At 70.1% G+C, this 23,348-nt stretch carries 16 protein-coding genes and 2 pseudogenes; 7 read left to right on the top strand and 11 right to left on the bottom strand.

Features of this window, described 5'->3' with window-relative positions; translation table 11 throughout:
- Position 1 precedes the first annotated feature (1 nt).
- Positions 2 to 775, bottom strand: coding sequence for a hypothetical protein (locus tag OG959_RS14925; protein WP_326658629.1), 774 nt, complete (start codon positions 773 to 775; stop codon positions 2 to 4).
- A gap of 151 nt (positions 776 to 926) precedes the next feature.
- On the opposite strand from OG959_RS14925, the gene OG959_RS14930 reads away from it, so the two are divergent.
- On the top strand, positions 927 to 1,736 hold the full coding sequence (locus tag OG959_RS14930; protein ID WP_326658630.1) for an HAD family hydrolase: 810 nt from the start codon (positions 927 to 929) through the stop codon (positions 1,734 to 1,736).
- Between the two features lie 614 nt (positions 1,737 to 2,350).
- Here the strand turns inward: OG959_RS14930 and OG959_RS14935 are convergent.
- The 6 genes from OG959_RS14935 to OG959_RS14960 form a co-directional block, all read right to left on the bottom strand.
- Positions 2,351 to 2,758: a hypothetical protein gene (locus OG959_RS14935; RefSeq protein ID WP_326658632.1), complete on the bottom strand. Its 408-nt coding sequence runs from the start codon at positions 2,756 to 2,758 to the stop codon at positions 2,351 to 2,353.
- A gap of 127 nt (positions 2,759 to 2,885) precedes the next feature.
- Positions 2,886 to 3,476 carry a TetR/AcrR family transcriptional regulator gene (locus OG959_RS14940; RefSeq protein ID WP_326658634.1) on the bottom strand — a complete coding sequence of 197 codons (591 nt, stop codon included), beginning with the start codon at positions 3,474 to 3,476 and terminating at the stop codon, positions 2,886 to 2,888.
- A 202-nt stretch (positions 3,477 to 3,678) separates the two neighbouring features.
- The gene (locus tag OG959_RS14945) at positions 3,679 to 4,569 is read right to left on the bottom strand and encodes an ABC transporter permease (RefSeq protein WP_326658636.1); all 891 of its coding nucleotides are present in this window, start codon (positions 4,567 to 4,569) and stop codon (positions 3,679 to 3,681) included.
- Entirely contained in the window at positions 4,556 to 5,509 is a 954-nt protein-coding gene (locus tag OG959_RS14950) for an ABC transporter ATP-binding protein (RefSeq protein ID WP_326658638.1), read from the bottom strand. The genes OG959_RS14945 and OG959_RS14950 overlap by 14 nt, the downstream gene beginning before the upstream one ends.
- 93 nt (positions 5,510 to 5,602) lie before the next feature.
- Positions 5,603 to 6,841: a LolA family protein gene (locus tag OG959_RS14955; RefSeq protein WP_326658640.1), complete on the bottom strand. Its 1,239-nt coding sequence runs from the start codon at positions 6,839 to 6,841 to the stop codon at positions 5,603 to 5,605.
- A gap of 217 nt (positions 6,842 to 7,058) precedes the next feature.
- Positions 7,059 to 8,069 carry a polyprenyl synthetase family protein gene (locus OG959_RS14960; protein ID WP_326658642.1) on the bottom strand — a complete coding sequence of 337 codons (1,011 nt, stop codon included), beginning with the start codon at positions 8,067 to 8,069 and terminating at the stop codon, positions 7,059 to 7,061.
- A 156-nt stretch (positions 8,070 to 8,225) separates the two neighbouring features.
- On the opposite strand from OG959_RS14960, the gene OG959_RS14965 reads away from it, so the two are divergent.
- From OG959_RS14965 to OG959_RS14990, 6 genes and pseudogenes are all read left to right on the top strand, one after another.
- Positions 8,226 to 9,725 carry a peptide MFS transporter gene (locus tag OG959_RS14965; RefSeq protein ID WP_326658644.1) on the top strand — a complete coding sequence of 500 codons (1,500 nt, stop codon included), beginning with the start codon at positions 8,226 to 8,228 and terminating at the stop codon, positions 9,723 to 9,725.
- An 11-nt stretch (positions 9,726 to 9,736) separates the two neighbouring features.
- Positions 9,737 to 11,731, top strand: coding sequence for a CocE/NonD family hydrolase (locus tag OG959_RS14970; protein WP_326658645.1), 1,995 nt, complete (start codon positions 9,737 to 9,739; stop codon positions 11,729 to 11,731).
- Positions 11,732 to 11,885: 154 nt separating this feature from the next.
- Positions 11,886 to 13,115, top strand: a complete 1,230-nt coding sequence (gene fahA, locus OG959_RS14975) for a fumarylacetoacetase (RefSeq protein ID WP_326658647.1) — start codon at positions 11,886 to 11,888, stop codon at positions 13,113 to 13,115.
- Positions 13,112 to 13,783 carry a GOLPH3/VPS74 family protein gene (locus OG959_RS14980; protein WP_326658650.1) on the top strand — a complete coding sequence of 224 codons (672 nt, stop codon included), beginning with the start codon at positions 13,112 to 13,114 and terminating at the stop codon, positions 13,781 to 13,783. The genes fahA and OG959_RS14980 overlap by 4 nt, the downstream gene beginning before the upstream one ends.
- 528 nt (positions 13,784 to 14,311) lie before the next feature.
- Positions 14,312 to 15,359 (top strand): annotated as a pseudogene (locus tag OG959_RS14985) (RNA-guided endonuclease InsQ/TnpB family protein).
- Positions 15,360 to 15,405: 46 nt separating this feature from the next.
- Positions 15,406 to 16,013 (top strand): annotated as a pseudogene (locus tag OG959_RS14990) (Uma2 family endonuclease).
- 21 nt (positions 16,014 to 16,034) lie between these two features.
- On the opposite strand, the gene recQ reads toward OG959_RS14990, so the two are convergent.
- From recQ to nuoL, 4 genes are all read right to left on the bottom strand, one after another.
- The gene (gene recQ, locus OG959_RS14995; protein ID WP_442805741.1) at positions 16,035 to 18,068 is read right to left on the bottom strand and encodes a DNA helicase RecQ; all 2,034 of its coding nucleotides are present in this window, start codon (positions 18,066 to 18,068) and stop codon (positions 16,035 to 16,037) included.
- 141 nt (positions 18,069 to 18,209) lie between these two features.
- Entirely contained in the window at positions 18,210 to 19,874 is a 1,665-nt protein-coding gene (gene nuoN / locus OG959_RS15000) for an NADH-quinone oxidoreductase subunit NuoN (protein WP_326658653.1), read from the bottom strand.
- Positions 19,871 to 21,442 (bottom strand): NADH-quinone oxidoreductase subunit M, encoded by a 1,572-nt coding sequence (locus OG959_RS15005; protein ID WP_326658654.1) that lies wholly within the window; start codon positions 21,440 to 21,442, stop codon positions 19,871 to 19,873. The genes nuoN and OG959_RS15005 overlap by 4 nt, the downstream gene beginning before the upstream one ends.
- A gap of 4 nt (positions 21,443 to 21,446) precedes the next feature.
- Positions 21,447 to 23,342, bottom strand: a complete 1,896-nt coding sequence (gene nuoL / locus OG959_RS15010; protein ID WP_326658655.1) for an NADH-quinone oxidoreductase subunit L — start codon at positions 23,340 to 23,342, stop codon at positions 21,447 to 21,449.
- Positions 23,343 to 23,348 lie beyond the last annotated feature (6 nt).

The following is a 23,348-nucleotide window of genomic DNA, read 5'->3' on the forward strand; positions in this document are numbered from 1 at the left end:
GTCAGGAAGCCGCGCAGGCGGGGAAAGCGAGCCGCCCGAGCTCCGTCCCGGGCCGATCCGGCCCGTGGAACTCCTCACCCCCCACAGAGATCCCACCGTCGTCCTGCCGGCCGGTATGGCGCGCGATCATGCCGTCCCCGCCCGACTGGAGGACCTGGAGCTCGGAGCGGCCGTCGCGGTCGGTGTCCGTGACCCACACCCCGGACACGAACGCCGGGCTGCCTGTACGGATGGTGCCGGTCCGGTCACTGCCCAGGTCTCGGGCGAGAGGCCCGTAGCGCACCTCGTGCACCAGCATGCTGTCGCGCGGGCTGTCGCCCTCGTCGCGCTGACTGTAGAAGAGGGCGAGATCGAGGTACCCGTCGCCGTCGAAGTCGCCGAAGGCTCCCCGTGTCACCATGTCCTCCTTCAGCGCACCTCGCAGCTTCTTCCAGAACCCGCGGGCATCGCCCACACCGACCGTGGTGGGGTGTTCGTCTCTCCGGAAGACCACCGAACCGGACGCATTGCGGTTCTGGTCACGGATCTCGTCCAGGTGCCCGTCCGCGTCCACGTCGGCGCGCAGGGTGGCGCTGTCGGCTGCGCATACGGGCAGGGGCGCATGGTCACCCGGCTGCGGCCCGGTACCCAGAAGAGGCCATAAGCCTCCGGCGATCACGGCGAGACCGGCTCCGGCGGCCGTGGAGAACCGACGCCGACGCGAGCGCCGCCGCTCCCTCAGCAACGAGATCTCTTCCTTGAGGGTGAGCTTCCTTGGAACGTCGGACGGAGGCATGGCCGCACTCTAGGCCTCGCCCGGATTGCCCCGCCTGCCGGTACGTTTCCTCCCGGTACGCACCCACACCCTGCGGACGGCGTCCCCACCATGGACCATCGCCGCAGGTCAGCGCCGCACAGCGGGAATCGGATCTCCCTAGGCTTGCCCCATGCCCCTCCCGCCCGCACATGCCCTCGTCGCCACGGACCTGGACGGCACCCTGCTGCGCCGCGACGACACCGTGAGCCCTCGCTCCCGCGCCGCACTCGACCTCGCCGCAGCGGCCGGCGCCCGGCACCTCGTGGTCACCGGTCGGCCGGTGCCGGGGGTACGGGAACTCCTCGCGGCTCTGGACTACACGGGCCTCGCGGTCTGCGGTCAGGGCACACAGCTGTACGACGCCGGGGCGGCCCGCATCGTCCACACGGTCACCCTGGACCGGGAGTTGGCCGATGCCGCGCTCGGCAAGATAGAGGCGCAGGTGGGGCAGGTCTTCGCCGCGGTGGATCAGGACGGGGCCGACGGCCGGACCCTGATCGAACCCGGCTACCTGATGCCGCACCCCGCACTGCCGGCCCACCGGGCCCTCCACCGGGACGAGTTGTGGGCTGCCCCGGTCATCAAGGTGCTGATCCGGCACCCGGACCTGGACGACGACACACTGGCGGCCGCCGCCCATGCGGCCGTCGGCGATCTGGCCACTGTCACACTGTCCGGTCCGGGGACGGTCGAGCTCCAGCCGTACGGGATCGACAAGGGCGCCGGCATCGCGGCGGCCGCCGAGCACCTGGGCCTGGACCCGAGGACCGCGATCGCCTTCGGCGACATGCCCAACGACCTGCCGATGTTCCGCAGTTGCGGGTACGGCGTCGCGATGGCGAACGCCCATCCGCTCCTGCGGGCGGCGGCGGACGAGGTGACGCTGTCGCACGAGGAGGACGGAGTCGCGGTGGTCCTGGAGCGCGTCTTCGGCCACTGACGGCCACGGTCGGTCCACCCCGGCAGGAAGCCCTCCGGTCTGGCACGAACCTGACGGGTAGGCACCTGTTCGGATCACCGAGGGCGGCCGGAGCCGTTCAACTTGCTCAGCAGTTCGGACACCCGCATACAGCAGGGCGCGACGCTGCCGTGCGTACCCCAGCGCGATGAGCCAGGTCGCCGGGGGCTTCAGCAGAGCGAGGGCGAACAGCACCTGCGCGCTGCCGCGGCCCTGCTGCTCCCCATCGAGCCGGACGGCTCGGACGCTCCACCCCCAGGCGAGCGCCAGGCACCCCAGGATGATCCACAGGCCCCACGATCCGGTGAGACGTTCCCGCCACTCCCCTGCCGTCTCGTTGTCCGGGAAGACGGCCGCGTAGTTGTGCACCCAGTGAACGGCCACCGCGCCGGCGACCGGGAGCACGGCGCAGGCCCGCACCAGCCGGCTCGCCCCGCACAGCAGCAGCCCCACCCCGGCACCCGCCAGCACGCTGGCGAAGACGTGCATGTCGTACGGCATCCGCACCACCAGGCCGCCGGTCTCTGCCACTCCGGTCGGCGCCGGGAACCAGTACCCCAGCACGTCGCCCGGGCCCGGGACATAAATTTGGGACATCAGACTCGCTGGAATCTGCCAGCCGCCGGATTCCCGGGGCACCGCCTTCGCTCCCGACCCGGCATACACCAGCAGCTCTTCCAGCAGGCTGAAGCCCGCCCCAGAGCTCCGCCCAGCACCGCGAAGTCAGCAAGCCCCCACTGCACACGGCCACGCAGCGCCCACCCCGCCAGCAGCAACGGGGTGATCTTGATCAGCTCCTCCGCGACCGGGGCCGTCGCCCACGACACGGTGTCCAGCACGGCGCTGACGGACTCGTGCCGTGAGGCAGCCAACTGCCGTGCGGTCACCAGCTCCACCAGCATCGACGCCACGCCACAGCCGTACACCCCCACCCCGAAGGCCAGGAACACCGTCAGCCGGCGCACCGTGCGCACCGGCCAGGTGAGCAGCAGCAGCTGCAGCACCCCCCAGGTGAAATTTGCAAACGCGCATGCAAAAGCTAGAGCAAACATCGTTTGCACACAAGGGTGTTCCAGGCATGGCTGTGCTCAAGCACAGGAAGCGAAGCGACCGCACCGAGGGCGTCGCCCGTCAGCTGTTCCCCGCCCCCAGCGACCGCAGCACGTGCCCGACCAGGGATGCCACCGTCTCCGCGTCCTGCATCGGCTTGCGCAGGACGTGGCGGTAGTAGACCGGGCCGTAGAGCATCTCCACCGCCAGGCGCAGATCGGCGCCCGGCGGGATCTGGCCCTGCTGCTGGGCGCCGCGCAGGCGGTCGACCGCCGCTTCGAAGCGGGGGTCGATCAGTTGGGTGCGGACCGTTTCGGCCAAGGCGTCGTCATGGTGAAGCTCGGAGAGTATGCCGGCGTACGCGGGACCGAAGGGCGGTTCGGCGAGGAATCTCACCGCGCCCGTCACATGGGTGCGCAGGTCCGTGGCGATGTCGCCGGTGTCGGCGAACGGGGTGGCGGTGACCAGGGCCTCCGTGAACGCCTCCAGCAGCACCGCGCTCTTCGACGGCCACCAGCGGTAGATCGTCTTCTTGCTGACGCCCGCCCGGGCCGCGATGGCCTCGACCGTGACGCGGCCGTACCCCTTCTCCGTGCAGAGGTCGAGGGCGGCCTCCAGCGTCGCCCTGCGTGAGCTCTCGCTCCGGCGCAGCGAACTCGGCGATGTGATCATTCGGTGAGCATAGGTCCGATCGAGCCAATCCTTGTTGACAGTCCGTCGCCAGAAGTCGAACAATGCCCTAGCGGGAAACGGAACGTACCGTGTCGGCTCGTTCCTTACCTTTCGCACCGTTCGTGCCGTTCGTGCCGCGACGAGCCGATCGGGGGACGGCTCGCCGGCCGACGGTACGGGTGCCGGAGCCGGGCCGGTTCCCTCAGGCGGTGATGTCCTTCGCGGTGAACCGGGCCCAGGCCGCCGAGCCGAACACCGCCGCGTACAGCGCCTGCAGCTCCAGGTTCTTCAGCACCTCGTCCCAGTAGAACGGCTCGCGCAGCAGGTCCGAGAAGGACAGCCAGTAGTGCGGGAAGAGGTAGGGGGCGATCCCGCTCAGCTGCGGGATCGCGTCCAGGATCTGCACGGTGATCAGCACCCCGACCGTCGCCGCCATGGCCGCGATCCCGCTGTTGGTGAGGGTCGACACGAAGAGCCCGAGGGCCGCGAAGCCGATCAGTGACGCCGCGACCGCCACCGCGACGAGGCAAGCCCGGAGCATCCCCTCGCCGAAGCTGATCCGGGTCCCGGAGATCGTATTGAGGTCGTCCACGGGGAAGAGCAGCGCTCCCACGGCCAGCGCGGAGGCGGCGACGACGAGGGTCGCGATCAGGCAGAAGACCAGGGTGGAGGCGTACTTGGCGAGCAGCAGCCGGGTACGGCCGGCCGGTGCGACCAGGAGGTAGCGCAGCGTCCCCGCGCCGGCCTCGCCCGCTACCGAGTCGCCCGCGATGACGCCCACCGCCATCGGGAGGAAGACCGGGAGGACCGCGGCGAGGGAGGCGAAGACCAGGAAGAGGCCGTTGTTGGTGACCTGGGAGAGGAACGCGGGGCCCGCGCCGCCCCCGCCGGGACCGGCCGGTGAACCGTCGGCCGTCTCGATGCGGACCGCGATCCCGATCAGTACGGGGACGGCGGCCAGCACACCGAGCAGGGCGAGGGTGCGCCAGCGGCGCAGCGTGGTGGTCAGTTCGGAGCGCAGGATGCCGAGCGTCCACAGCGGGTTGCGGCGGTCCGTGGTGGTCCCGGCCGGTGCGAGTTCAGCCTGCGACATCGAACCCCTCTCCGGTGAGTGCGACGAACGCGTCCTCCAGCGAGGCCCGTTCGACACCGAAGGAACGGACCCGGATGCCGGCGTGGACCAGGGCCGCGTTCAGGTCCGCGAGTTCGACGGTGCCGGCCGGGGCGTCGGCCCGGACCCGGTCTCCGTCGAGGGTGATGCCGGTGATGCCGTGCTCCTTCAGGACGCGGGCGGCGTCGGACGGGTCCGGTGTGGTGACGGCGAGCCGGCCGAGGGAGCCCGCGGCGAGGTCGGCGACGGGTCCCTGGGTGATCAGCCGGCCCCGGGCCATGACCGCGGCATGCGTGCAGACCTGCTCGATCTCGTCGAGGAGGTGGGAGGAGAGGAACACCGTGGTGCCCTCGGCGGCCAGTTCCCGGATCAGGGCGCGGATCTCCCGCATGCCCTGCGGGTCCAGGCCGTTGGTCGGCTCGTCCAGGACGAGCAGCCGGCGGGGCCGGAGCAGAGCGGCGGCGAGGCCGAGCCGCTGCTTCATGCCGAGCGAGTAGGCCCGGGCCTTCTTGCCGGCCGCGGCGGCCAGCCCGACCCGCTCCAGGGCCTCGCCGACGCGGGCGCCGCGGGTGCGCGGATCGGCGGTGGGGTCGGCGCAGTCGAAGCGCACGAGGTTGTCCCGGCCGCTCAGGTACCCGTACAGCGCGGGGCCCTCGATCAGCGCCCCGACCTGGGGCAGTACGGTGCGGGCCGCGTCCGGCATGGGGCGCCCCAGGACGCTCGCGGTGCCGGACGTCGGATCGATCAGGCCCATCAGCATCCGGATCGTGGTGGTCTTCCCGGAGCCGTTGGGCCCGAGGAAGCCGAAGACGCTGCCGCCCGGGACGGCGAGGTCGAGCCCGTCGACGGCGAGCTGGCCGCCCCGGTAGCGCTTGGTGAGACCCCGGGTCTCGATCACGGGCACGGTGCCGGCCTCAGTCATGTGTGCTCCCCAGGTCGCGTCCGCCCCGTCCCACCGTACGGAGGCTACGGCGGGACGGGGCGGCGCCGGTGCGAAACGGCGTACGACGTGCTGTCAGCCGGCCTGGTTCGCCGCGTTCACCAGCGCGTCCTTGGTGACCGCGCCGACGTAGACACGGCCGTCGTCCGTCATCAGGGCGTTGACCAGGCGGGTCTTGAAGACCGTGCCCGAGCCGAACTTCCCGGTGACCTTGTCGCCGAGGGCGTCGAGGAACTGCTGTGCCCCGGCCGGTACCTCGCCCGATTCCGCCGACGGGAGGGCCGCCCCGCCGGGGGTCTTGATCTCGGCGACGGTGTTCCAGCCCTTGCCGATCACGTTCATGCCCTCGAAGGCGCTCAGGTCGCCCTTCGCCTTCTCGGCCTCGGCCTTCCCGTGGCCCTCCGCCTCGTCCGCCTCGGTCACCTCGGCGCCCTTGGGCGGGGTGAAGGAGAACGAGGACGCGTCGGGCTTGCCGAAGTCGACCGTGGTGAACCCGGCGTCGACCGCCGCCTTGCCGCCGCTGCTGGGCCGCAGGGTGAACTTGAGCGGTACGCCGTTCTCCGCGTCCACCGCGACGGTGATCGAGCCGATCGTGGAGCCGCTCTGCTCGGGCTTGATGACGAGCCGGTAAGCGTCGCGCCCGGCGACCTGCGCGGTGCCGTCGACCGTGACGGACGTCGTGCCGTCGGCGGCCTTCAGTGCCTGCTCGGCCAGGGCCTTCGGGGTGGTGGGTACGCCGTCGGGGGCGGTCTGCTCCTTGCCCCGGCCGGCCTTGTCGTGTGCGTTCGCGGCGTTCTCTGCGTGGTAGACCGCGTTGGACTTGCTGTCGTACGCCCAGACCTGGTCGCCGTTGTGGATCAGGCTGTACTCGGACGCGTCGTCCAGGATGGACAGGCGCTGCCTGTCGGGGCCGTCGGCGGCCACCCGGAGGGTGTGGGTGCCCGAGGCCAGTTCCGTGAGCTTCTGCTGCGGGTCGGCGCTCGCCGAGCCCTGGTCGCCCGCGCCGTCGGGGGCGAAGGAGCCGGCCAGGCCGCCCATCGACGGGATCCCGAGGTCGGTGCTGATCTTCACCGTGCCGGAGAGCTGCTGCGTGTCCGAGGCGGCGATCTTCTCGATGAGTTCCTGCGCGGTGATCTTCGGCAGATCGGGGTCTCCCGAGCTCGCGAGCGCCGGGACCAGCCCGATCGTCGCGGCCGCCACCCCCGCCACCGCTACGGGGACGATATAGCGCACCGCCTTCCGGCGGCCCGCGCCGGCGCCCGTGCTGCCCTGCGCTGCCGAGCCGTTGGTGTCTGCGCTGTCGTTCGGTGCCATGTGTGCCCTACCTCCGTGGTCGGCGGCTTCCGTCCGGATGCACTCGTCCACTCCGTGCCGCCATTCTCGCCCGTTCCGGTCAGGAGTGGTTGTTCTCCATCTGACCAAATCGGGCGGCTTCAGGCGTCAGCCCGCGGGAGCAACTCCGCCTACCTCTTCGGGATGACACCGAGGGGCGGTTCCTCCGCCGCCCCGTAGGGGTTCCGGCGGCAGATGCTCAGCCCGCGCGGTGCACCACGGCGTCGCACATCTCTTCCAGCGCGTCCTTGGCGTAGCACGAGGGCAACGGCGTCAGGGTGGCCCGCGCCTCCTGCGCGTACCGGACCGTGTCGCGTCGTGCCTGGTCGAGCGCCGGGTGGGCGCGCAGCCGGCGCAGCGCCTCGTCGAGCCTGCCGGGCTCGTTCAGGTCGCCGTTCAGCAGTTCGACGAGCTCCAGGTCGTCCGGCTTGCCGTCGGCCGCGGCCTGCGCCCTCAGGTGGAGTACCGGCAGGGTCGGAATTCCTTCGAGGAGGTCCGTGCCGGGGGTCTTGCCGGACTCGTGGGAGTCGGACGCGATGTCGAGGACGTCGTCGGCGAGCTGGAAGGCGACGCCGAGGCGCTCGCCGTACTGGGTGAGGATGTCGGTCGTCGACTCGTCGGCGCCGGACATCATCGCGCCGAAGCGGCAGGCCACGGCGATCAGCGAGCCGGTCTTGCCGCGCATCACGTCGAGGTAGTGATCGACGGGGTCGCGCCCGTCGCGCGGGCCGGCGGTCTCCAGGATCTGGCCGGTGACCAGGCGCTCGAACGCCTCGGCCTGGATGCGGACGGCCTCGGGGCCGAGGTCGGCCAGGATGTGCGACGCGCGCGCGAAGAGAAAGTCGCCGGTCAGCACGGCCACCGAGTTGCCCCAGCGGGAATTGGCGCTGTCGACTCCGCGGCGTACGTCGGCCTCGTCCATCACGTCGTCGTGGTACAGCGTCGCGAGGTGGGTCAGCTCGACGACCACGGCGGCGGGCACCACGCCCGGGGCGTCGGCGTCACCGAACTGGGCGGCGAGCATCGCCAGCAGGGGCCGGAACCGCTTGCCGCCCGCGCGCACCAGGTGCTGCGCGGCCTCCGTGATGAAGGGCACCTCGCTCTTGGTGGCATCGAGCAGCCCCGACTCGACAGCAGCCAAACCGGCCTGGACACCGGCCTCAAGAGCCTGGTCCCGCACGCTCAGTCCGAACGGCCCGACGACGGTCACGAGGGGATCTCCTGTCTGCTGACGATCACACGGAATGTCGATGTGTCGCTGTCATCACTCAAGTCAGCGTATCCGGTCCTGTTTGGATCACCGTGGGCGCCTTCCCGCCACCGCCGGTATGTTCGGGATCAGCTCATACGATCAGGAGTTGTCCCTTTGTCCCACACCGCCGCAGACACCGAAGCCGCCCAGCCCCCGCCGGGCGACGACCACGCCTTTTTCGGCCAGCCACGGGGCCTGATGACCCTGTCGGGCCTGGAGGTCTGGGAGCGGTTCTCGTTCCTCGGCATGCAGGCGATCCTGGTCCTCTACTTCGCCGACGCCGTCAGCAACGGCGGCATGGGGATGGAGGCCGGCACCGCCGCCTCCGTCTCCGCCGCCTACGGCACCCTCGTCTACCTGGTCTCCGTGGCAGGCGGCTGGCTGGCGGACCGGATCCTCGGCTCGTACCGCGCCGTCCTGTACGGCGGCATCCTCATCGCCTGCGGGCACTACGCCATGGCGGTGCCCACCGATGTCATGACCTGGGTCGGCCTGGGCCTGATCAGTGCCGGAACGGGCCTGCTCAAGCCCAATGTCGCCACCATGGTCGGCAAGCTCTACCGCACCGACGACGAGCGCCGCGACGCCGGCTTCGCCCTCTACTACATGGGCATCAACATCGGCGCGTTCCTCGGCCCGCTGATCACCGGCTGGCTGGGTGACCACGCGAGCTGGCACTGGGGGTTCTCGGCCGCCGCGTTCGGTATGACGCTCGGCCTGATCCAGTACGTGCTGGGCCGCCGTCACCTGGCCGGGCGTAAGAACACCGCCGAATTCGCGCTGGCCCCCGGACCCATGCGCCGGGCCGTCCGGCTCATCGTCATCGGTGTCGTCGTGGTCGCCGCCGTCGCGACCGCACTGGCCCTGGCGGGCTGGCTGACGATGGACCGCTTCGTCGACCTGCTCACCCTCGTCTCCGTGATCGCACCGGTCGTGTACTTCGCGGTGATGTTCAGGAGCCCCCGGGTCACCGCGGAGGAGCGCGGCAGGCTGCGCCCGTACGTGGTGCTGTTCCTGGCCTCCGTCGTGTTCAACTTCATCCTCTTCCAGGCGTACTCGACGATGATGCTGCTCGCGTCGACCAACGCCCGCACGGAGATCTTCGGCTTCCACTTCCCGGCCAGCTGGTACGCCTCCGCACTGGGCGCCTTCGAGGTGGCACTCGCTCCGGTGGTCGCGGCCGTCTGGGCGAAGATGGGACCGCGCCAGCCGCACGCGTCCAACAAGATCGCGATCGGGGTGATCCTCGGCGGGCTCTCGTTCCTGCTGATGGTCCTGCCCACCTCCGGGCACTCCTCGGACACGTACAAGATGGCCGCCTGGTGGATCGTCGGCTCGTACCTGCTGCTCGGGCTCGGCGACATCCTGCTGGAGACCTCCGGCATGTCCGCGACCACGAAGCTCGCCCCGAAGGCGTTCGCCAGCCAGACGATGGCGCTCTGGTTCCTCTCCCTGGCTCTCGCCAACGGCATCCAGGCACAGATCGTGAAGCTGTACGGCGAGGTCTCCAACCCCGCCTACTTCGGTGTCAATGGCGCTATCGCGGTGGCCGCCGGTGTGGCCGTCATCGCCGCCGCACCCTGGCTCAAGCGCACCATGCACCCCGTCCACTGAGGTAGCCCCCCATGCACATCCAGACCTCCTTCCCGTACGAGACGACCCGCGAGGACATCTACGTCCCGCTGCCGGACGGCACCCAGCTGTACGCCCGGATCTGGCGGCCGGTGACCGACGAACCCGTGCCCGCGCTGCTGGAGTACCTGCCGTACCGGCTGAGCGACTGGACCGCGCCGCGGGACTGGCAGCGCCACCCCTGGTACGCGGGCCACGGCTACGCCTCGGTCCGGGTCGACGTCCGCGGGCACGGCAACAGCGAGGGCATGCCGGGCGACGAGTACGACGCGACGGAGCTCGCGGACGGGGTCGCCGTCATCCACTGGCTGGCGCAGCAGGAGTGGTGTTCGGGCCGGGTCGGCATGTTCGGCATCTCGTGGGGCGGCTTCAACTCGCTCCAGATCGCCGCGCTCGCCCCCGAGCCGCTCAAGGCCATCGTCACGGTGTGCTCGGCAGACGACCGCTACGACAACGACGTCCACTACATGGGCGGCTCCGTCCTCGCCGTGGACATGCACGCCTGGGCGGCGACCATGCTGGCCTTCGTCTGCCGGCCGCCGGACCCGGCGGACGTCGGCGACGACTGGCGGCAGATGTGGCTGGACCGGCTCGAAGCCGTGGACCCCTTCATCCACACCTGGCTGTCCCATCAGACGCGCGACGACTACTGGAAGCACGGCAGCGTCTGCGAGGACTACTCCGCCATCGAGGCGAACGTCCTCGCGGTCGGCGGCTGGCACGACCCGTACCGCGACACCGTGCTCCGGCTCGTCGAGCACCTGGACCCGGCGAAGGTCCGCGGGCTGATCGGGCCCTGGTCGCACCAGTACCCCGACCGCGGACTGCCGCCCGGGCCCGGCATCGGCTTCCTCCAGGAGACGCTGCGCTGGTGGGACCAGCACCTGAAGGACAAGGACACCGGCGTCATGTCCGAGCCGCTGCTGCGGTCCTGGATCAGCGAGTCGCACCGGCCGGCCACGGTCTACGAGACGCTGCCCGGCCGCTGGGTCGGGGACACCAGTTGGCCCTCGGAGAACGTGGCGCCGGTCGCGTACGCCCTCCAGGGCGGGCCGCAGATCGTCGACTCGCCGCAGCAGACCGGGCTGGACGCCGGGCGGTTCTTCCCGTTCGGCAACGACGCCGACCTGCCGCCCGACCAGCGTGACGAGGACGCCAAGTCGGTCTGCTTCGAGTTCCCCGTGGAGGCCGCCCCGATCGAGATCCTCGGCCGCCCCCGGGTGAAGCTGCGGATCCGGATGGACGTCCCGCGCGGCCAGGCCGTCGCCCGGCTCTGCGACGTCGCACCCGACGGCTCCTCCACCCTCGTCACCCGCGGAGTCCTCAACCTCGCCGCCCGCGACGGCAGGGACCGCGCCGAGGACTGGCCCGTCGGCGAGACCGAGGACGTCACCTTCGACCTGAACGGCATCGGGCACACCTTCCCGCCCGGCCACCGGATCAGGCTCGCGGTCTCCTCGTCGTACTGGCCCTGGATCTGGCCGCAGGCCGGCTCCAGGGGCTTCACCCTGGACGCCGACGGCAGCTTCGTCGAGCTCCCGGTGCGCCGGCACACCGAGGACCCGTCGATCCGCTTCGAGGAACCCGAGCAGTCCGAGCCGCTCGGCGTCGTCTACCCCGTCACACTCGACGAACAGCGCCCCGAGCGGCTGGTGGTCCGTGACGTCGCCAAGGGCGAGTGGCGGATGGAGGTCGACCCCCGGTACGGCGGCACGCGCGTCTACCCGGACGGTCTGGAGTTCACCGAGGACGCGGTGGAGACGTACACGATCCAGGAGAACGATCCGCTCTCCGCGCGTACCCGCTCCGACTGGACGATCCGGCTGCACCGGCCGGAGATGTCCTGGGACGTGCTGGTCGAGACGCGCTCCGAGATCTCCGCCGACGCGGGCGACTTCATCACCTCCAACGAGGTGGTCTGCAAGGAGGGCGGCGAGGTCGTCTTCCACCGGACCTGGGAGAAGCGGATTCCGCGCACGGCCGGGTGAACCCCGCCGCCGTGTCCTCGTGTTCGCGCGATACGGGAATACGAGGATACGGCGCCACTTTCCGGGCATTGGGGATGATTGAGGCACTGCCGCTGGGGGATGTCCCCCACGTAACGTGTCCCCCACAGCGACCTGGAAAGCGAGGCAGCAACAGATGCCCGAGCAGAGCAGCCCGCTCGACGTGGCCGAGGGCGATCCCTTCGGTCCGCACCACCTTCCGTACGGTGTCTTCTCCACCACCGACCGGCCCGGCGAGCGGCGGGTCGGCGTCCGCATCGGCGGCCACGTGCTGGACGCCGGGGCGGCCGCGCACGCGCTGGGTTCGCCCTACGCGCAACTGCTGGCCCAGCCCGACCTGATGGCCCTGTTCGCGGCCGGCCGCACCGCCTGGAGCGATGTGCGCCGGGCCCTGACCGCCTGGGTGACGGTGCCGGCCCACCGCGCGGACATCGAGCCGCTGCTGCACCCCGTCGACTCCGTGACGCTCCATCTGCCCTACCGGGTCGCGGACTACGTGGACTTCTACGCCAGCGAGCACCACGCCACCAACGTCGGCCGGATCTTCCGCCCGGACGGCGACGCGCTCACCCCGAACTGGAAGCACCTGCCGATCGGTTACCACGGCAGGGCGGGCACGGTCGTGGTCTCCGGTACGGACGTGGTGCGCCCGTCGGGACAGCGCAAGGCCCCCGCCGACCCGGCTCCCGTCTTCGGCCCGTCCGTCAAGCTGGACATCGAGGCCGAGGTCGGATTCGTCGTCGGCGTCGGATCGGAGCAGGGACGGCCGGTGCCGCTGGCCGACTTCCGCGACCACGTCTTCGGCCTGTCGCTGCTCAACGACTGGTCGGCGCGGGACATCCAGGCCTGGGAGTACGTCCCGCTGGGCCCGTTCCTCGGCAAGTCCTTCGCCACCTCCGTGGCCGCCTGGGTGACACCGCTGGAGGCCCTGGACGCCGCCCGCATCGCCCCGCCCACCCGTGACCTCCCGCTGCTGCCCTACCTCGACGACGCGGACGAGGAGGAGCCCGGCGGCTTCGACCTGCGGCTCTCCGTCGCGATCAACGGCCAGGTCGTCTCGGAGCCGCCGTTCTCCACCATGTACTGGACGGCGGCCCAGCAGTTGGCGCAGATGACGGTCAACGGCGCCTCGCTGCGCAGCGGTGACCTGTACGGCTCCGGCACCATCAGCGGCGCCGAGCCGGCCCAGCGCGGCTCGCTGCTCGAACTCACCTGGAACGGCCGCGACCCGCTGGAACTCCCGGAGGGCAAGCGGACGTTCCTGGAGGACGGCGACACGGTGACGCTGACGGCCTGGGCCCCGGGCCCGGACGGCACCCGCGTCGGCCTGGGCGAGGTCACCGGACGCATCGTGCCCACGGCATGAACCGGCCCCCCGGACCCACGCTGCCCGAGGAACTGCTGCTGCTCGCGTTGGACCCCCTGCGCGGCACACCGTACTGCCGCAATCGGATCCTCGAATACGCGCTGGCCGGGGCGGCCCTGGCGGAGCTGGAGCTGCAGGGGCGGGTCACCGGACAGCGCGGCGAGATCCAGGTGGTCAACCCGCTGGAGCCGCCGGACCCGCTCCTGGCCGCGCTGATGCGCAGCCTGCCCGCTCCGGGCAAGGGCCGCTCGGGCGTCCCGGCCCAGGGCTGGGTCCGGCGCGCCGGACAGCCGGCCGGGGGCATGTATCTGGAGGCCGCGGTGCAGCGCGGTGTGCTGGTCCGGGAGACCCGGCGCTTCCTCGGCCTGGTGCCCTACCACCGCCACCCGGCGGGGCCGCAGAGCTACGCGGTGCATGTCCGGGAGCGGTTCGCGGCGGCCGGGCAAGCCGGGCTGCCGGACCACCGCAGCCGTGCGCTGGCCTCGCTCGTGGCGGCGGCCGGCCTCGACCGGCATGTGCCCGGCGCCGGACTGGCGTCCCGTTCGGCGATGCGGTCACTGATCCACGAGCGGTGGCCCGCCTACGCGGTGTACCGCAACGTCCGCCGGGACGCGTCGGAGCGGTCCGGGGCCGGCCGACCGGTTCACGATGGGGCGGGCGGGGCGTGACGCCGGGGCGACAGCATTGGCGCTTGACGCGTTGACACGTTTCGTCAGGCCTGAGCCAGTTCCTCGCGGATGCACTGGACGAACCCGCCAGACTCCGGCCGAATCCCTCTCTTCCCTTTGAATCCTGACTTCAGGCCGCGCAGGAACGCGATCTTGTGGCTGCTCTGACACAAGGGTCAGAGCAGTCGATTTCACTGATCTTCGTTCTGCTTGACCTTCCGCAACGAGGCTTCTGCCACAGGTCACTGCAAAATATGACGGGCCAGAACCGGCCCTGCAACATCACTCGGTTGGTGAGTCCGGGAACTCGTGGCACAGGCGCCGGAAGAAGACGACAGCTGGACCCACTGATGGGTAGTGCACCTTAGGCGGGGTGTGGTCGTCCTCGCCATTGCACTCGCGCAGCTCCGCCTCGAAGTACTGGCTGACGTGGTCACTCCTGCGAGTGAGACGGCGTTGTTTCCGGTCGTGTTGATGTTCGCCGACGGTACGTTGGTTCCCAGGAGCTGGTTGGAGGGGGTGGGCTGGTTGATCCGTGCGTACAAGTTTCTGTTGCGGCCCACCGTGGGTCAGGCGATCGCGCTCGGTGAAATGCTGCGCGATCACTGCTCGCTCTACAACGGTGCGTTGCAGGAACGCCGTGACGCCTACGGCCACCCCTCGAAGACGAGTATCAAGTACGGGATGCAGTCGGGGCAGCTCAAGGACATCCGGGCCTTCGACCCCGAGCGTCAGGGCCGCTGGTCGTTCAGCTCCCAGCAGGCCACGCTGCGGCAACTCGATAGGGCGTTCGGCGCGTTCTTCCGCCGGGTCAAGGCCGGGGACAAGCCCGGCTACCCCCGCTTTCGCGGGGTGAACTGGTTCGACACGGTGGACTATCCCCGGGACGGCGACGGCTGCCGCTGGAACTCCACCCCGCACGCCCCGGGCACCCGGGTCCGCTTCCAGGGCGTCGGACACGTCAGAGTCAACCAGCACCGCCCGGTGCTCGGCACGGTCAAGACCGTCAGCGTGAAACGCGAAGGCCGTAAATGGTTCGTCGTGATCACCACGGACCAGCCCCTGCCCGAACCACTGCCCCCGACCGGCTCCAGCATCGGCATCGACCTCGGGATCGCCTCGTTCCTCACCGACTCCAACGGCACCCACATCCCCAACCCCCGCCACGCCCGCAAAGCCGCCTGCAAACTTGAGACCGCGCAGCGGGCCCTGTCCCGGTTCCCACGCTGCAGGGCCAAAGACCGCACCCGTAACCACCAGCGGGCGGTTGAGAAGGTCGCAGCCCTGCACGGCAAAGTGCGCAGACGGCGGCTCGACCACGCACACAAGACCGCACTCACCCTGGTCCGTGAGCACGACTTCATCGCGCACGAAGACCTCAAGATCCGCAACATGAGCAAAGCCCCCGCTCCGAAGCCCAACCCCGAAAAAATGCGGGCACACCGCCAAGGTGAACCGGCCCACACAGGAGAAGTTCCACTGCGTCGACTGCGGCCACCAGGCCCACGCCGACGAGGTCGGAGCACTCAACGTCCTACGGGCCGGGCTGGCCCGTCGCCACGCCAACACGGCATAGCGAGAAGCCGCGCCCCTCAGGGCGCGGAGGAGTCACGGGAGCACTGATGAGCGTGGAACACGAGGCATCCGAGCCGCAGTGGGCGTTCCGCCCGAGGGCGGCTGGACCGCCGATGACCTAGACACGCTGCCGAATCTGCCTCCGCACACGGAGCTGATCGACAGCAGTCTGGTGTTCGCGTGCCCTCAGACCGCTTTCCATTCCCGGGCCGTCAGCCTCTTCAGTGGACAACTGTTGTCCTCGGCGCCGCCCGGTCTGGAGTCCGTGGCCCGTTTCACGATTGATATCGACCGGTCGAACCGGCCCGAGCCCGATGTGGTCGTCGTCCTCGCGGACGCGGTCGAGAGTCTCCAGCAGACGCGATTCCCTGCGGAGCACGTGTTGCTGGCGATCGAGGTCGTGTCGGACGATTCCGTCACCCGCGACCGGGAGACCAAACCCGTGAAGTACGCACGGGCGAAGATCCCGCACTACTGGCGGGTGGAGGACCAGGACGGGCGCACGGTCGTGTACGTCTTCGAGCTGGAGCCCGCGACCGGCGCCTACACCTCCACCGGGATCTTCCACGACCGCATGAAGGTGTCCGTACCCTTCCCGGTCGATCTGGACCTCACCGCGATCATGCCGCGGCGCCGGGGGGCGGACCCGCAGTAGATCCGTCCCGCCCGGCCCGCCTCACTCGTACTCCGGCGGCTCCTCGTCCCAGCCGAACTCCAGGTCGGGGGCAGGGTCGGCCACCCGGGCCGCCGCCCGAGCCGGAGCCGGGCTCGCAACTGCGGGTGCCGCCTCCGCAGGGGTCGCGGGTGCCCCCGCATCGCCCGGGAGACCGGCCAGGACCTCCAGCACCCCCTCTCCGTACGTCGCCAGCTTCTTCTCGCCCAGGCCGCTGATCCCGCCCAGTTCGCCGAGCGACGACGGACGCAGGGTCGCGATCTCGCGCAGCGTGGCGTCGTGGAAGATCACGTACGCCGGGAGGCCCAGCTCCTTGGCCTGGGCGCCGCGCCAGGCACGCAGGGCCTCGAAGACCGGGAGGGCCTCCGCCGGGAGCTCGGCCGCGGCCGCCGAGGACTTCGCCTTCCGCTCTCCCTTCGACGAGGAGGAGCGGGAGGCGGGCTTCGGGGCCTCCTTGCGCAGCAGCACCTCGCGCTCCCGGCCGAGCACCGTGCCGCTCTCCTCCGTGAGCACGAGCGTGCCGTACTCGCCCTCGACGGCGATCAGGCCCTGGGCCAGCAGCTGGCGGACCACGCCGCGCCATTCCGCCTCGGCCAGTTCCTCGCCGATGCCGAACACCGAGAGCTGGTCGTGGTCGAACTGGATGACCTTCGCCGTCTTGCGGCCCAGCAGGATGTCGATGATCTGGCCGGCCCCGAACTTCTGTCCGCGTTCCCGCTTCAGCCGGACCACCGTGGACAGCAGCTTCTGGGAGACCACCGTGCCGTCCCAGGTCTCGGGCGGGTTCAGGCAGGTGTCGCAGTTGCCGCAGGAGGACGCGGTGGGGTCCTGGCCGAAGTAGGTGAGCAGCTGGGCCCGGCGGCACTGGACGGTCTCGCAGAGCGCCAGCATGGAGTCCAGGTGCGCGGCGGCCCGGCGGCGGAAGGCCTCGTCGCCCTCCCCGCCCTGGATGAGCTTGCGCTGCTGGACGACGTCCTGGAGTCCGTACGCCATCCACGCCGTCGACGGGGCTCCGTCACGGCCGGCCCGGCCGGTCTCCTGGTAGTACCCCTCGACGGACTTCGGCAGGTCGAGGTGGGCGACGAAGCGGACGTCCGGCTTGTCGATGCCCATCCCGAAGGCGATCGTCGCGACGACGACGAGGCCCTCCTCGCGCAGGAAGCGGGACTGGTGGGTCGCACGGGTCCCGGCGTCCAGGCCCGCGTGGTACGGAACGGCTTCGATGCCGTTGCGGCAGAGGTACTCGGCGGTCTTCTCGGTCGAGTTGCGCGAGAGGCAGTAGACGATGCCCGCGTCGCCCGCGTGCTCCTCCTTCAGGAAGGAGAGCAGCTGCTTCTTCGGGTCCGACTTCCCCACGATGCGGTACTGGATGTTGGGCCGGTCGAAGCTGGCCACGAAGTGCTTGGCGTCGGGCATGCCCAGGCGCTGGGTGATCTCGCGGTGCGTGGCGCCCGTCGCCGTGGCCGTCAGGGCGATGCGCGGGACGTCGGGCCAGCGCTCGCCCAGCACGGACAGGGCCAGGTAGTCGGGCCGGAAGTCGTGGCCCCACTGGGCGACGCAGTGCGCCTCGTCGATCGCGAAGACGGAGATCTCGCCGCGGGAGAGCAGGCCGAGGGTGGAGTCCAGGCGGAGCCGCTCGGGGGCGAGATACAGCAGGTCGAGCTCACCGGCGATGAACTGGGCCTCCATCGAGCGGCGCTCGTCGAAGTCCTGCGTGGAGTTGATGAACCCGGCCCGCACACCGAGTGCCCGCAGCGCGTCGACCTGGTCCTGCATCAGGGCGATCAGCGGCGAGATGACGATCCCCGTACCCCGTCTGACCAGGGACGGGATCTGGTAGCAGAGGGACTTGCCGCCGCCGGTCGGCATGAGCACGACGGCGTCCCCACCGGCCACCACGTGGTCGACGACGGCTTCCTGCTCGCCGCGGAACGTCTCGTACCCGAAGACCCGGTGGAGCGTCTGCCGCGCATCGCTCTCGGTCACGTCCGTGCTCACGTCCGTGGTCATGTCCGTCACGCCTGTCCCGCCCGTCATGCTCATTGCTCTGTTCCCCCGACGGCTATCCCGTTCTGTCCCTGTGCTCTCCCCTGCCACGATAGGCGCCGCCTACGACAGCGCCGGACGGGCTTGACTTCCAAGCCCGTCCGGCGCTGGTCCAGCAGTGGTGCCGTCCGGCTACCTCACGAACACTCCCGCCTGGCTCGCCAGGTCCAGGAAGTACTGCGGGGCCAGGCCCAGCACCAGGGTGACCGCGACGCCGACCGCGATCGTCGTCATCGTCAGCGGGGACGGGACGGCGACCGTGGGGCCGTCCGCCTTCGGCTCGCTGAAGAACATCAGCACGATGACGCGGATGTAGAAGAACGCGGCGATCGCCGAGGAGATCACACCGACGACGACGAGTCCGCTCGCACCACCCTCGGCCGCGGCCTTGAACACCGCGAACTTTCCGGAGAAGCCCGAGGTGAGCGGGATACCGGCGAACGCCAGCAGGAACACCGCGAAGACCGCGGCGACCAGCGGGGAGCGCCGGCCGAGCCCGGCCCACTTCGACAGGTGCGTCGCCTCGCCGCCCGCGTCGCGCACCAGGGTGACGACGGCGAAGGCACCGACCGTCACGAAGGAGTACGTGGCCAGGTAGAAGAGCACCGAGGAGATGCCCTGCGGGGTGGCCGCGATGACACCGGCGAGGATGAATCCGGCGTGCGCGATCGAGGAGTAGGCCAGCAGGCGCTTGATGTCGGTCTGGGTGATGGCGACGACCGCGCCCCCCACCATCGTGACGATCGCGATGCCCCACATGACCGGGCGCAGGTCCCAGGTGAGGCCCGGCAGCACCACGTACAGCAGGCGCAGCAGCGCACCGAACGCGGCGACCTTCGTGGCAGCGGCCATGAAGCCGGTGACCGGGGTCGGGGCGCCCTGGTAGACGTCCGGGGTCCACATGTGGAACGGGACGGCGCCGACCTTGAAGAGCAGACCGGTCAGGAGCATCGCGCCGCCGATCAGCAGCAGCACGTCGTTGCCCATGGTGTCGGCGAGCGCCGGGTCGATCTGCTGGATGGACCCGTCGACGACGGTGGCGATCTGCGCGTACGAGACGGAGCCCGCGTATCCGTAGAGCAGGGCGATCCCGAAGAGCAGGAACGCCGAGGAGAAGGCGCCGAGCAGGAAGTACTTCACCGCGGCCTCCTGCGACATCAGCCGCTTGCGGCGGGCGACGGCGCACAGGAGGTAGAGCGGGAGCGAGAAGACTTCCAGGGCCACGAAGAGCGTCAGCAGGTCGTTGGCCGCCGGGAAGACCAGCATGCCCGCCACCGCGAAGAGGAGCAGCGGGAAGACCTCGGTGGTGGTGAACCCGGCCTTGACCGCGGCCTTCTCGCTGTCGCTGCCGGGGACCGACGCGGCCTGTGCGGCGAACGAGTCGACGCGGCTGCCGTGCGACTCGGGATCGAGGCGCCGCTCGGCGAAGGTGAAGACGGCGACCAGCGACGTCAGCAGGATGGTGCCCTGGAGGAACAGGGCGGGTCCGTCGACGGCGATGGCGCCCATCGCCGCGATGTGTGCCTTGGTCGTGCCGTATCCGGCGGCGGCCAGGCCGATCACCGCGGCGAACGCGGCGACCAGGGCGGCGACGGTCAGGAACACTTGCGTGTAGTAGCGGGCCCGGCGCGGCACGAAGGCCTCGACGAGCACGCCCAGGACGGCGACTCCGATGACGATCAGGACCGGCGTCAGCTGGGTGTACTCGATGACGGGGGCCTTGAACTTCTCGTCCGGGGCGGCCGATGTCACCCCGCCCGCCATTGTCCACAGGCTGTGGACAGCTGTTGCGCTCACTTGGCGGCCTCCACCTCGGGCTGGGGGTCCTTCTTCTGTACGTCCGACATGGTGTGCTGCACCGCCGGGTTGACGATCTCCGTCAGCGGCTTCGGGTAGACGCCCAGGAAGATCAGCAGAGCGATCAGCGGGACGACCACCACCAGCTCACGGACCTTGAGGTCCGCCATGCCCTGGACCTCGGCCTTGACCGGTCCCGTCATCGTCCGCTGGTAGAGGACGAGGACGTAGATCGCGGCGAGCACGATCCCGGTGGTGGCGATGATGCCGACCGCCGGATACGCGGCGAACGCGCCGACCAGGACGAGGAACTCGCTGACGAACGGGGCGAGCCCCGGCAGCGACAGCGTGGCCAGACCGCCGATCAGGAAGGTGCCGGCCAGGACCGGCGCCACCTTCTGCACTCCGCCGTAGTCGGCGATGAGCCGCGAGCCGCGCCGGGTGATCAGGAAGCCCGCCACCAGCATCAGCGCGGCGGTCGAGATGCCGTGGTTGACCATGTAGAGCGTCGCGCCCGACTGGCCCTGGCTGGTCATCGCGAAGATGCCCAGGATGATGAAGCCGAAGTGCGAGATCGACGCGTAGGCGATGAGCCGCTTGATGTCGCGCTGACCGACGGCGAGCAGCGCCCCGTAGACGATGCTGATCAGCGCCAGTACCAGGACCACCGGGGTGGCCCACTTGCTGGCCTCCGGGAAGAGCTGGAGGCAGAAGCGCAGCATCGCGAAGGTGCCGACCTTGTCGACGACCGCGGTGATCAGCACGGCGACCGGGGTGGTCGCCTCACCCATGGCGTTGGGCAGCCAGGTGTGCAGCGGCCACAGCGGGGCCTTCACCGCGAAGGCGAAGAAGAACCCGAGGAAGAGCCAGCGTTCGGTGCTCGTCGCCATGGAGAGCGAGCCGTCGGACCGGGCCGCGGCGATCTCGGAGAGCGAGAACGTCCCCGTGACCACGTAGAGCCCGATCACCGCGGCCAGCATGATGAGACCGCCGACCAGGTTGTAGAGGAGGAACTTGACGGCGGCGTACGAACGTTGGGCCGCCGCGTTCTCGTCGCTCCCGGAGTGGGCCCGGTCCCCGAAGCCGCCGATGAGGAAGTACATCGGGATGAGCATGGCTTCGAACAGGATGTAGAAGAGGAAGACGTCGGTGGCCACGAAGGAGAGGACCACCATCGCTTCCACCATCAGGATCAGGGCGAAGAATCCCTGGGTGGGGCGCCAGCGGGAGGAGTTCGTCTCCAGGGGGTCGGCGTCGTGCCAGCCGGCCAGGATGACGAACGGGATCAGCAGGGCGGTGAGCGCCATGAGCGCCAGCCCGATGCCGTCCACCCCCAGCTCGTACCGCACGCCGAAGTCCTTGATCCAGGCGTGCGATTCGGTGAGCTGGTAGCGGCTGCCGCCGGGCTCGAAGCGGGCGAGCGCGATGCCCGCCAGCACGAGGGTGCCCAGCGAGAAGGCGAGCGCCAGCCATTTGGCGGCGGTGCGCCGGGCTGCCGGGACGGCGGCGGTGGCGACCGCGCCGATCGCCGGGAGCGCCGCCGTCGCTGTCAGGAGGGGAAAGGACATGTGATCAGACCGCCCTCATCAGCAGGGTCGCGGCGATGACGACCGCCGTACCGCCGAACATCGAGACCGCATAGGTGCGGGCGTAGCCGTTCTGCAGTTTGCGCAGCCGGCCGGAGAGCCCGCCCATGGAGGCGGCCGTGCCGTTGACGACGCCGTCGACCAGGGAGTGGTCGACGTAGACCAGGGAGCGGGTGAGGTGCTCGCCGCCGCGGACCAGGACCACGTGGTTGAAGTCGTCCTGGAGGAGATCGCGGCGGGCCGCCCGGGTGAGCAGCGAGCCGCGCGGGGCGACCGCGGGCACGGCCTTGCGTCCGTACATCGCCCAGGCGATGGCGACCCCGATGACGAGCACCACCATGGTGGCGGCCGTGACGGTGGTCGCGCTGACCGGAGCGTCCCCGTGGCTGTGGCCGGTGACGGGCTCCAGCCAGTGCAGGAAGCGGTCACCGATGGAGAAGAACCCTCCGGCGAAGACCGAGCCGAACGCCAGGACGATCATGGGGATGGTCATGGACTTCGGGGACTCGTGCGGATGCGGGTCGTGGCCCTCCGTGTCGGGCTGCCAGCGCTTCTCGCCGAAGAACGTCATCAGCATCACGCGCGTCATGTAGAACGCGGTGATCGCGGCACCCAGCAGCGTGACCGCGCCGAGGATCCAGCCCTCGGTGCCGCCCTTGGCGAAGGCCGCCTCGATGATCTTGTCCTTGGAGAAGAAGCCGGACAGACCGGGGAAGCCGATGATCGCGAGGTAGCCGAGGCCGAAGGTGACGAAGGTGACCGGCATGTACTTCCGCAGGCCGCCGTACCTCCGCATGTCCACCTCGTCGTTCATGCCGTGCATGACCGAACCGGCGCCGAGGAAGAGCCCGGCCTTGAAGAAGCCGTGCGTGACCAGGTGCATGATCGCGAAGACGTAGCCGATCGGGCCGAGCCCGGCGGCCAGGATCATGTAGCCGATCTGCGACATCGTCGACCCGGCGAGGGCCTTCTTGATGTCGTCCTTCGCGCAACCGACGATCGCACCGAAGAGCAGCGTGACCGCTCCGACGACCACGACGACCAGCTGGGCGTCCGGGGCGCCGTTGAAGATCGCGCCGGAGCGGACGATGAGGTAGACACCGGCGGTGACCATGGTGGCCGCGTGGATCAGGGCCGAGACCGGGGTCGGGCCCTCCATCGCGTCACCGAGCCAGGACTGCAGCGGCACCTGGGCGGACTTGCCGCAGGCGGCGAGGAGCAGCATCAGGCCGATCGCCGTCAGCTTGCCCTCGCTCGTCTCCCCGGTCGCTTCGAGGACGGGGCCGAAGGCGAAGGTGCCGAAGGTGGTGAACATCAGCATGATCGCGATCGACAGGCCCATGTCGCCGACCCGGTTGACCAGGAACGCCTTCTTCGCGGCGGTGGCCGCGCTGGGCTTGTGCTGCCAGAAGCCGATGAGCAGGTACGACGCCAGACCGACGCCCTCCCACCCGACGTACAGCAGCAGGTAGTTGTCGGCGATGACCAGGATCAGCATCGCCGCGAGGAACAGGTTCAGATAGCCGAAGAAGCGGCGCCGGCGCTCGTCGTGCTCCATGTAGCCGATCGAGTAGATGTGGATCAGCGTGCCCACACCGGTGATCAGCAGGACGAAGGTCATCGACAGTTGGTCGAGCTGGAAGGCCACATCGGCCTGGAAGCCCTCGACCGGAATCCAGCTGAACAGCTTCTGGTGCAGCGCGCGGTCCTCGGCGCCCTTCCCGAGCATGTCGGTGAAGAGCACCACGGCGACGGCGAAGGAGGCGCCGGCGAGGGCGGTGCCCAGCCAGTGGCCCACGCGGTCGAGGCGTCGGCCGCCGCAGAGCAGCACCACCGCTCCGAGCAGGGGCGCCGCGACGAGCAGCGCAATGAGATTCTCCACGGTCAA

This window comes from Streptomyces sp. NBC_00385, assembly GCF_035917155.1.
Lineage (GTDB): Bacteria > Actinomycetota > Actinomycetes > Streptomycetales > Streptomycetaceae > Streptomyces > Streptomyces poriferorum.

What these genes read in the sequence shown, in the direction of transcription:
- OG959_RS14980 (WP_326658650.1), top strand. Translation starts at nt 13,112, where the DNA reads ATGAACCGGCCCCCCGGACCCACGCTGCCCGAGGAACTGCTGCTGCTC.
- OG959_RS15005 (WP_326658654.1), bottom strand. Translation starts at nt 21,442, where the DNA reads ATGTCCTTTCCCCTCCTGACAGCGACGGCGGCGCTCCCGGCGATCGGC.
- OG959_RS14950 (WP_326658638.1), bottom strand. Translation starts at nt 5,509, where the DNA reads ATGACTGAGGCCGGCACCGTGCCCGTGATCGAGACCCGGGGTCTCACC.
- OG959_RS14925 (WP_326658629.1), bottom strand. Translation starts at nt 775, where the DNA reads ATGCCTCCGTCCGACGTTCCAAGGAAGCTCACCCTCAAGGAAGAGATC.
- OG959_RS14940 (WP_326658634.1), bottom strand. Translation starts at nt 3,476, where the DNA reads ATGATCACATCGCCGAGTTCGCTGCGCCGGAGCGAGAGCTCACGCAGG.
- OG959_RS14945 (WP_326658636.1), bottom strand. Translation starts at nt 4,569, where the DNA reads ATGTCGCAGGCTGAACTCGCACCGGCCGGGACCACCACGGACCGCCGC.
- OG959_RS14955 (WP_326658640.1), bottom strand. Translation starts at nt 6,841, where the DNA reads ATGGCACCGAACGACAGCGCAGACACCAACGGCTCGGCAGCGCAGGGC.
- recQ (WP_442805741.1), bottom strand. Translation starts at nt 18,068, where the DNA reads ATGACGGGCGGGACAGGCGTGACGGACATGACCACGGACGTGAGCACG.
- OG959_RS14970 (WP_326658645.1), top strand. Translation starts at nt 9,737, where the DNA reads ATGCACATCCAGACCTCCTTCCCGTACGAGACGACCCGCGAGGACATC.
- OG959_RS14930 (WP_326658630.1), top strand. Translation starts at nt 927, where the DNA reads ATGCCCCTCCCGCCCGCACATGCCCTCGTCGCCACGGACCTGGACGGC.
- fahA (WP_326658647.1), top strand. Translation starts at nt 11,886, where the DNA reads ATGCCCGAGCAGAGCAGCCCGCTCGACGTGGCCGAGGGCGATCCCTTC.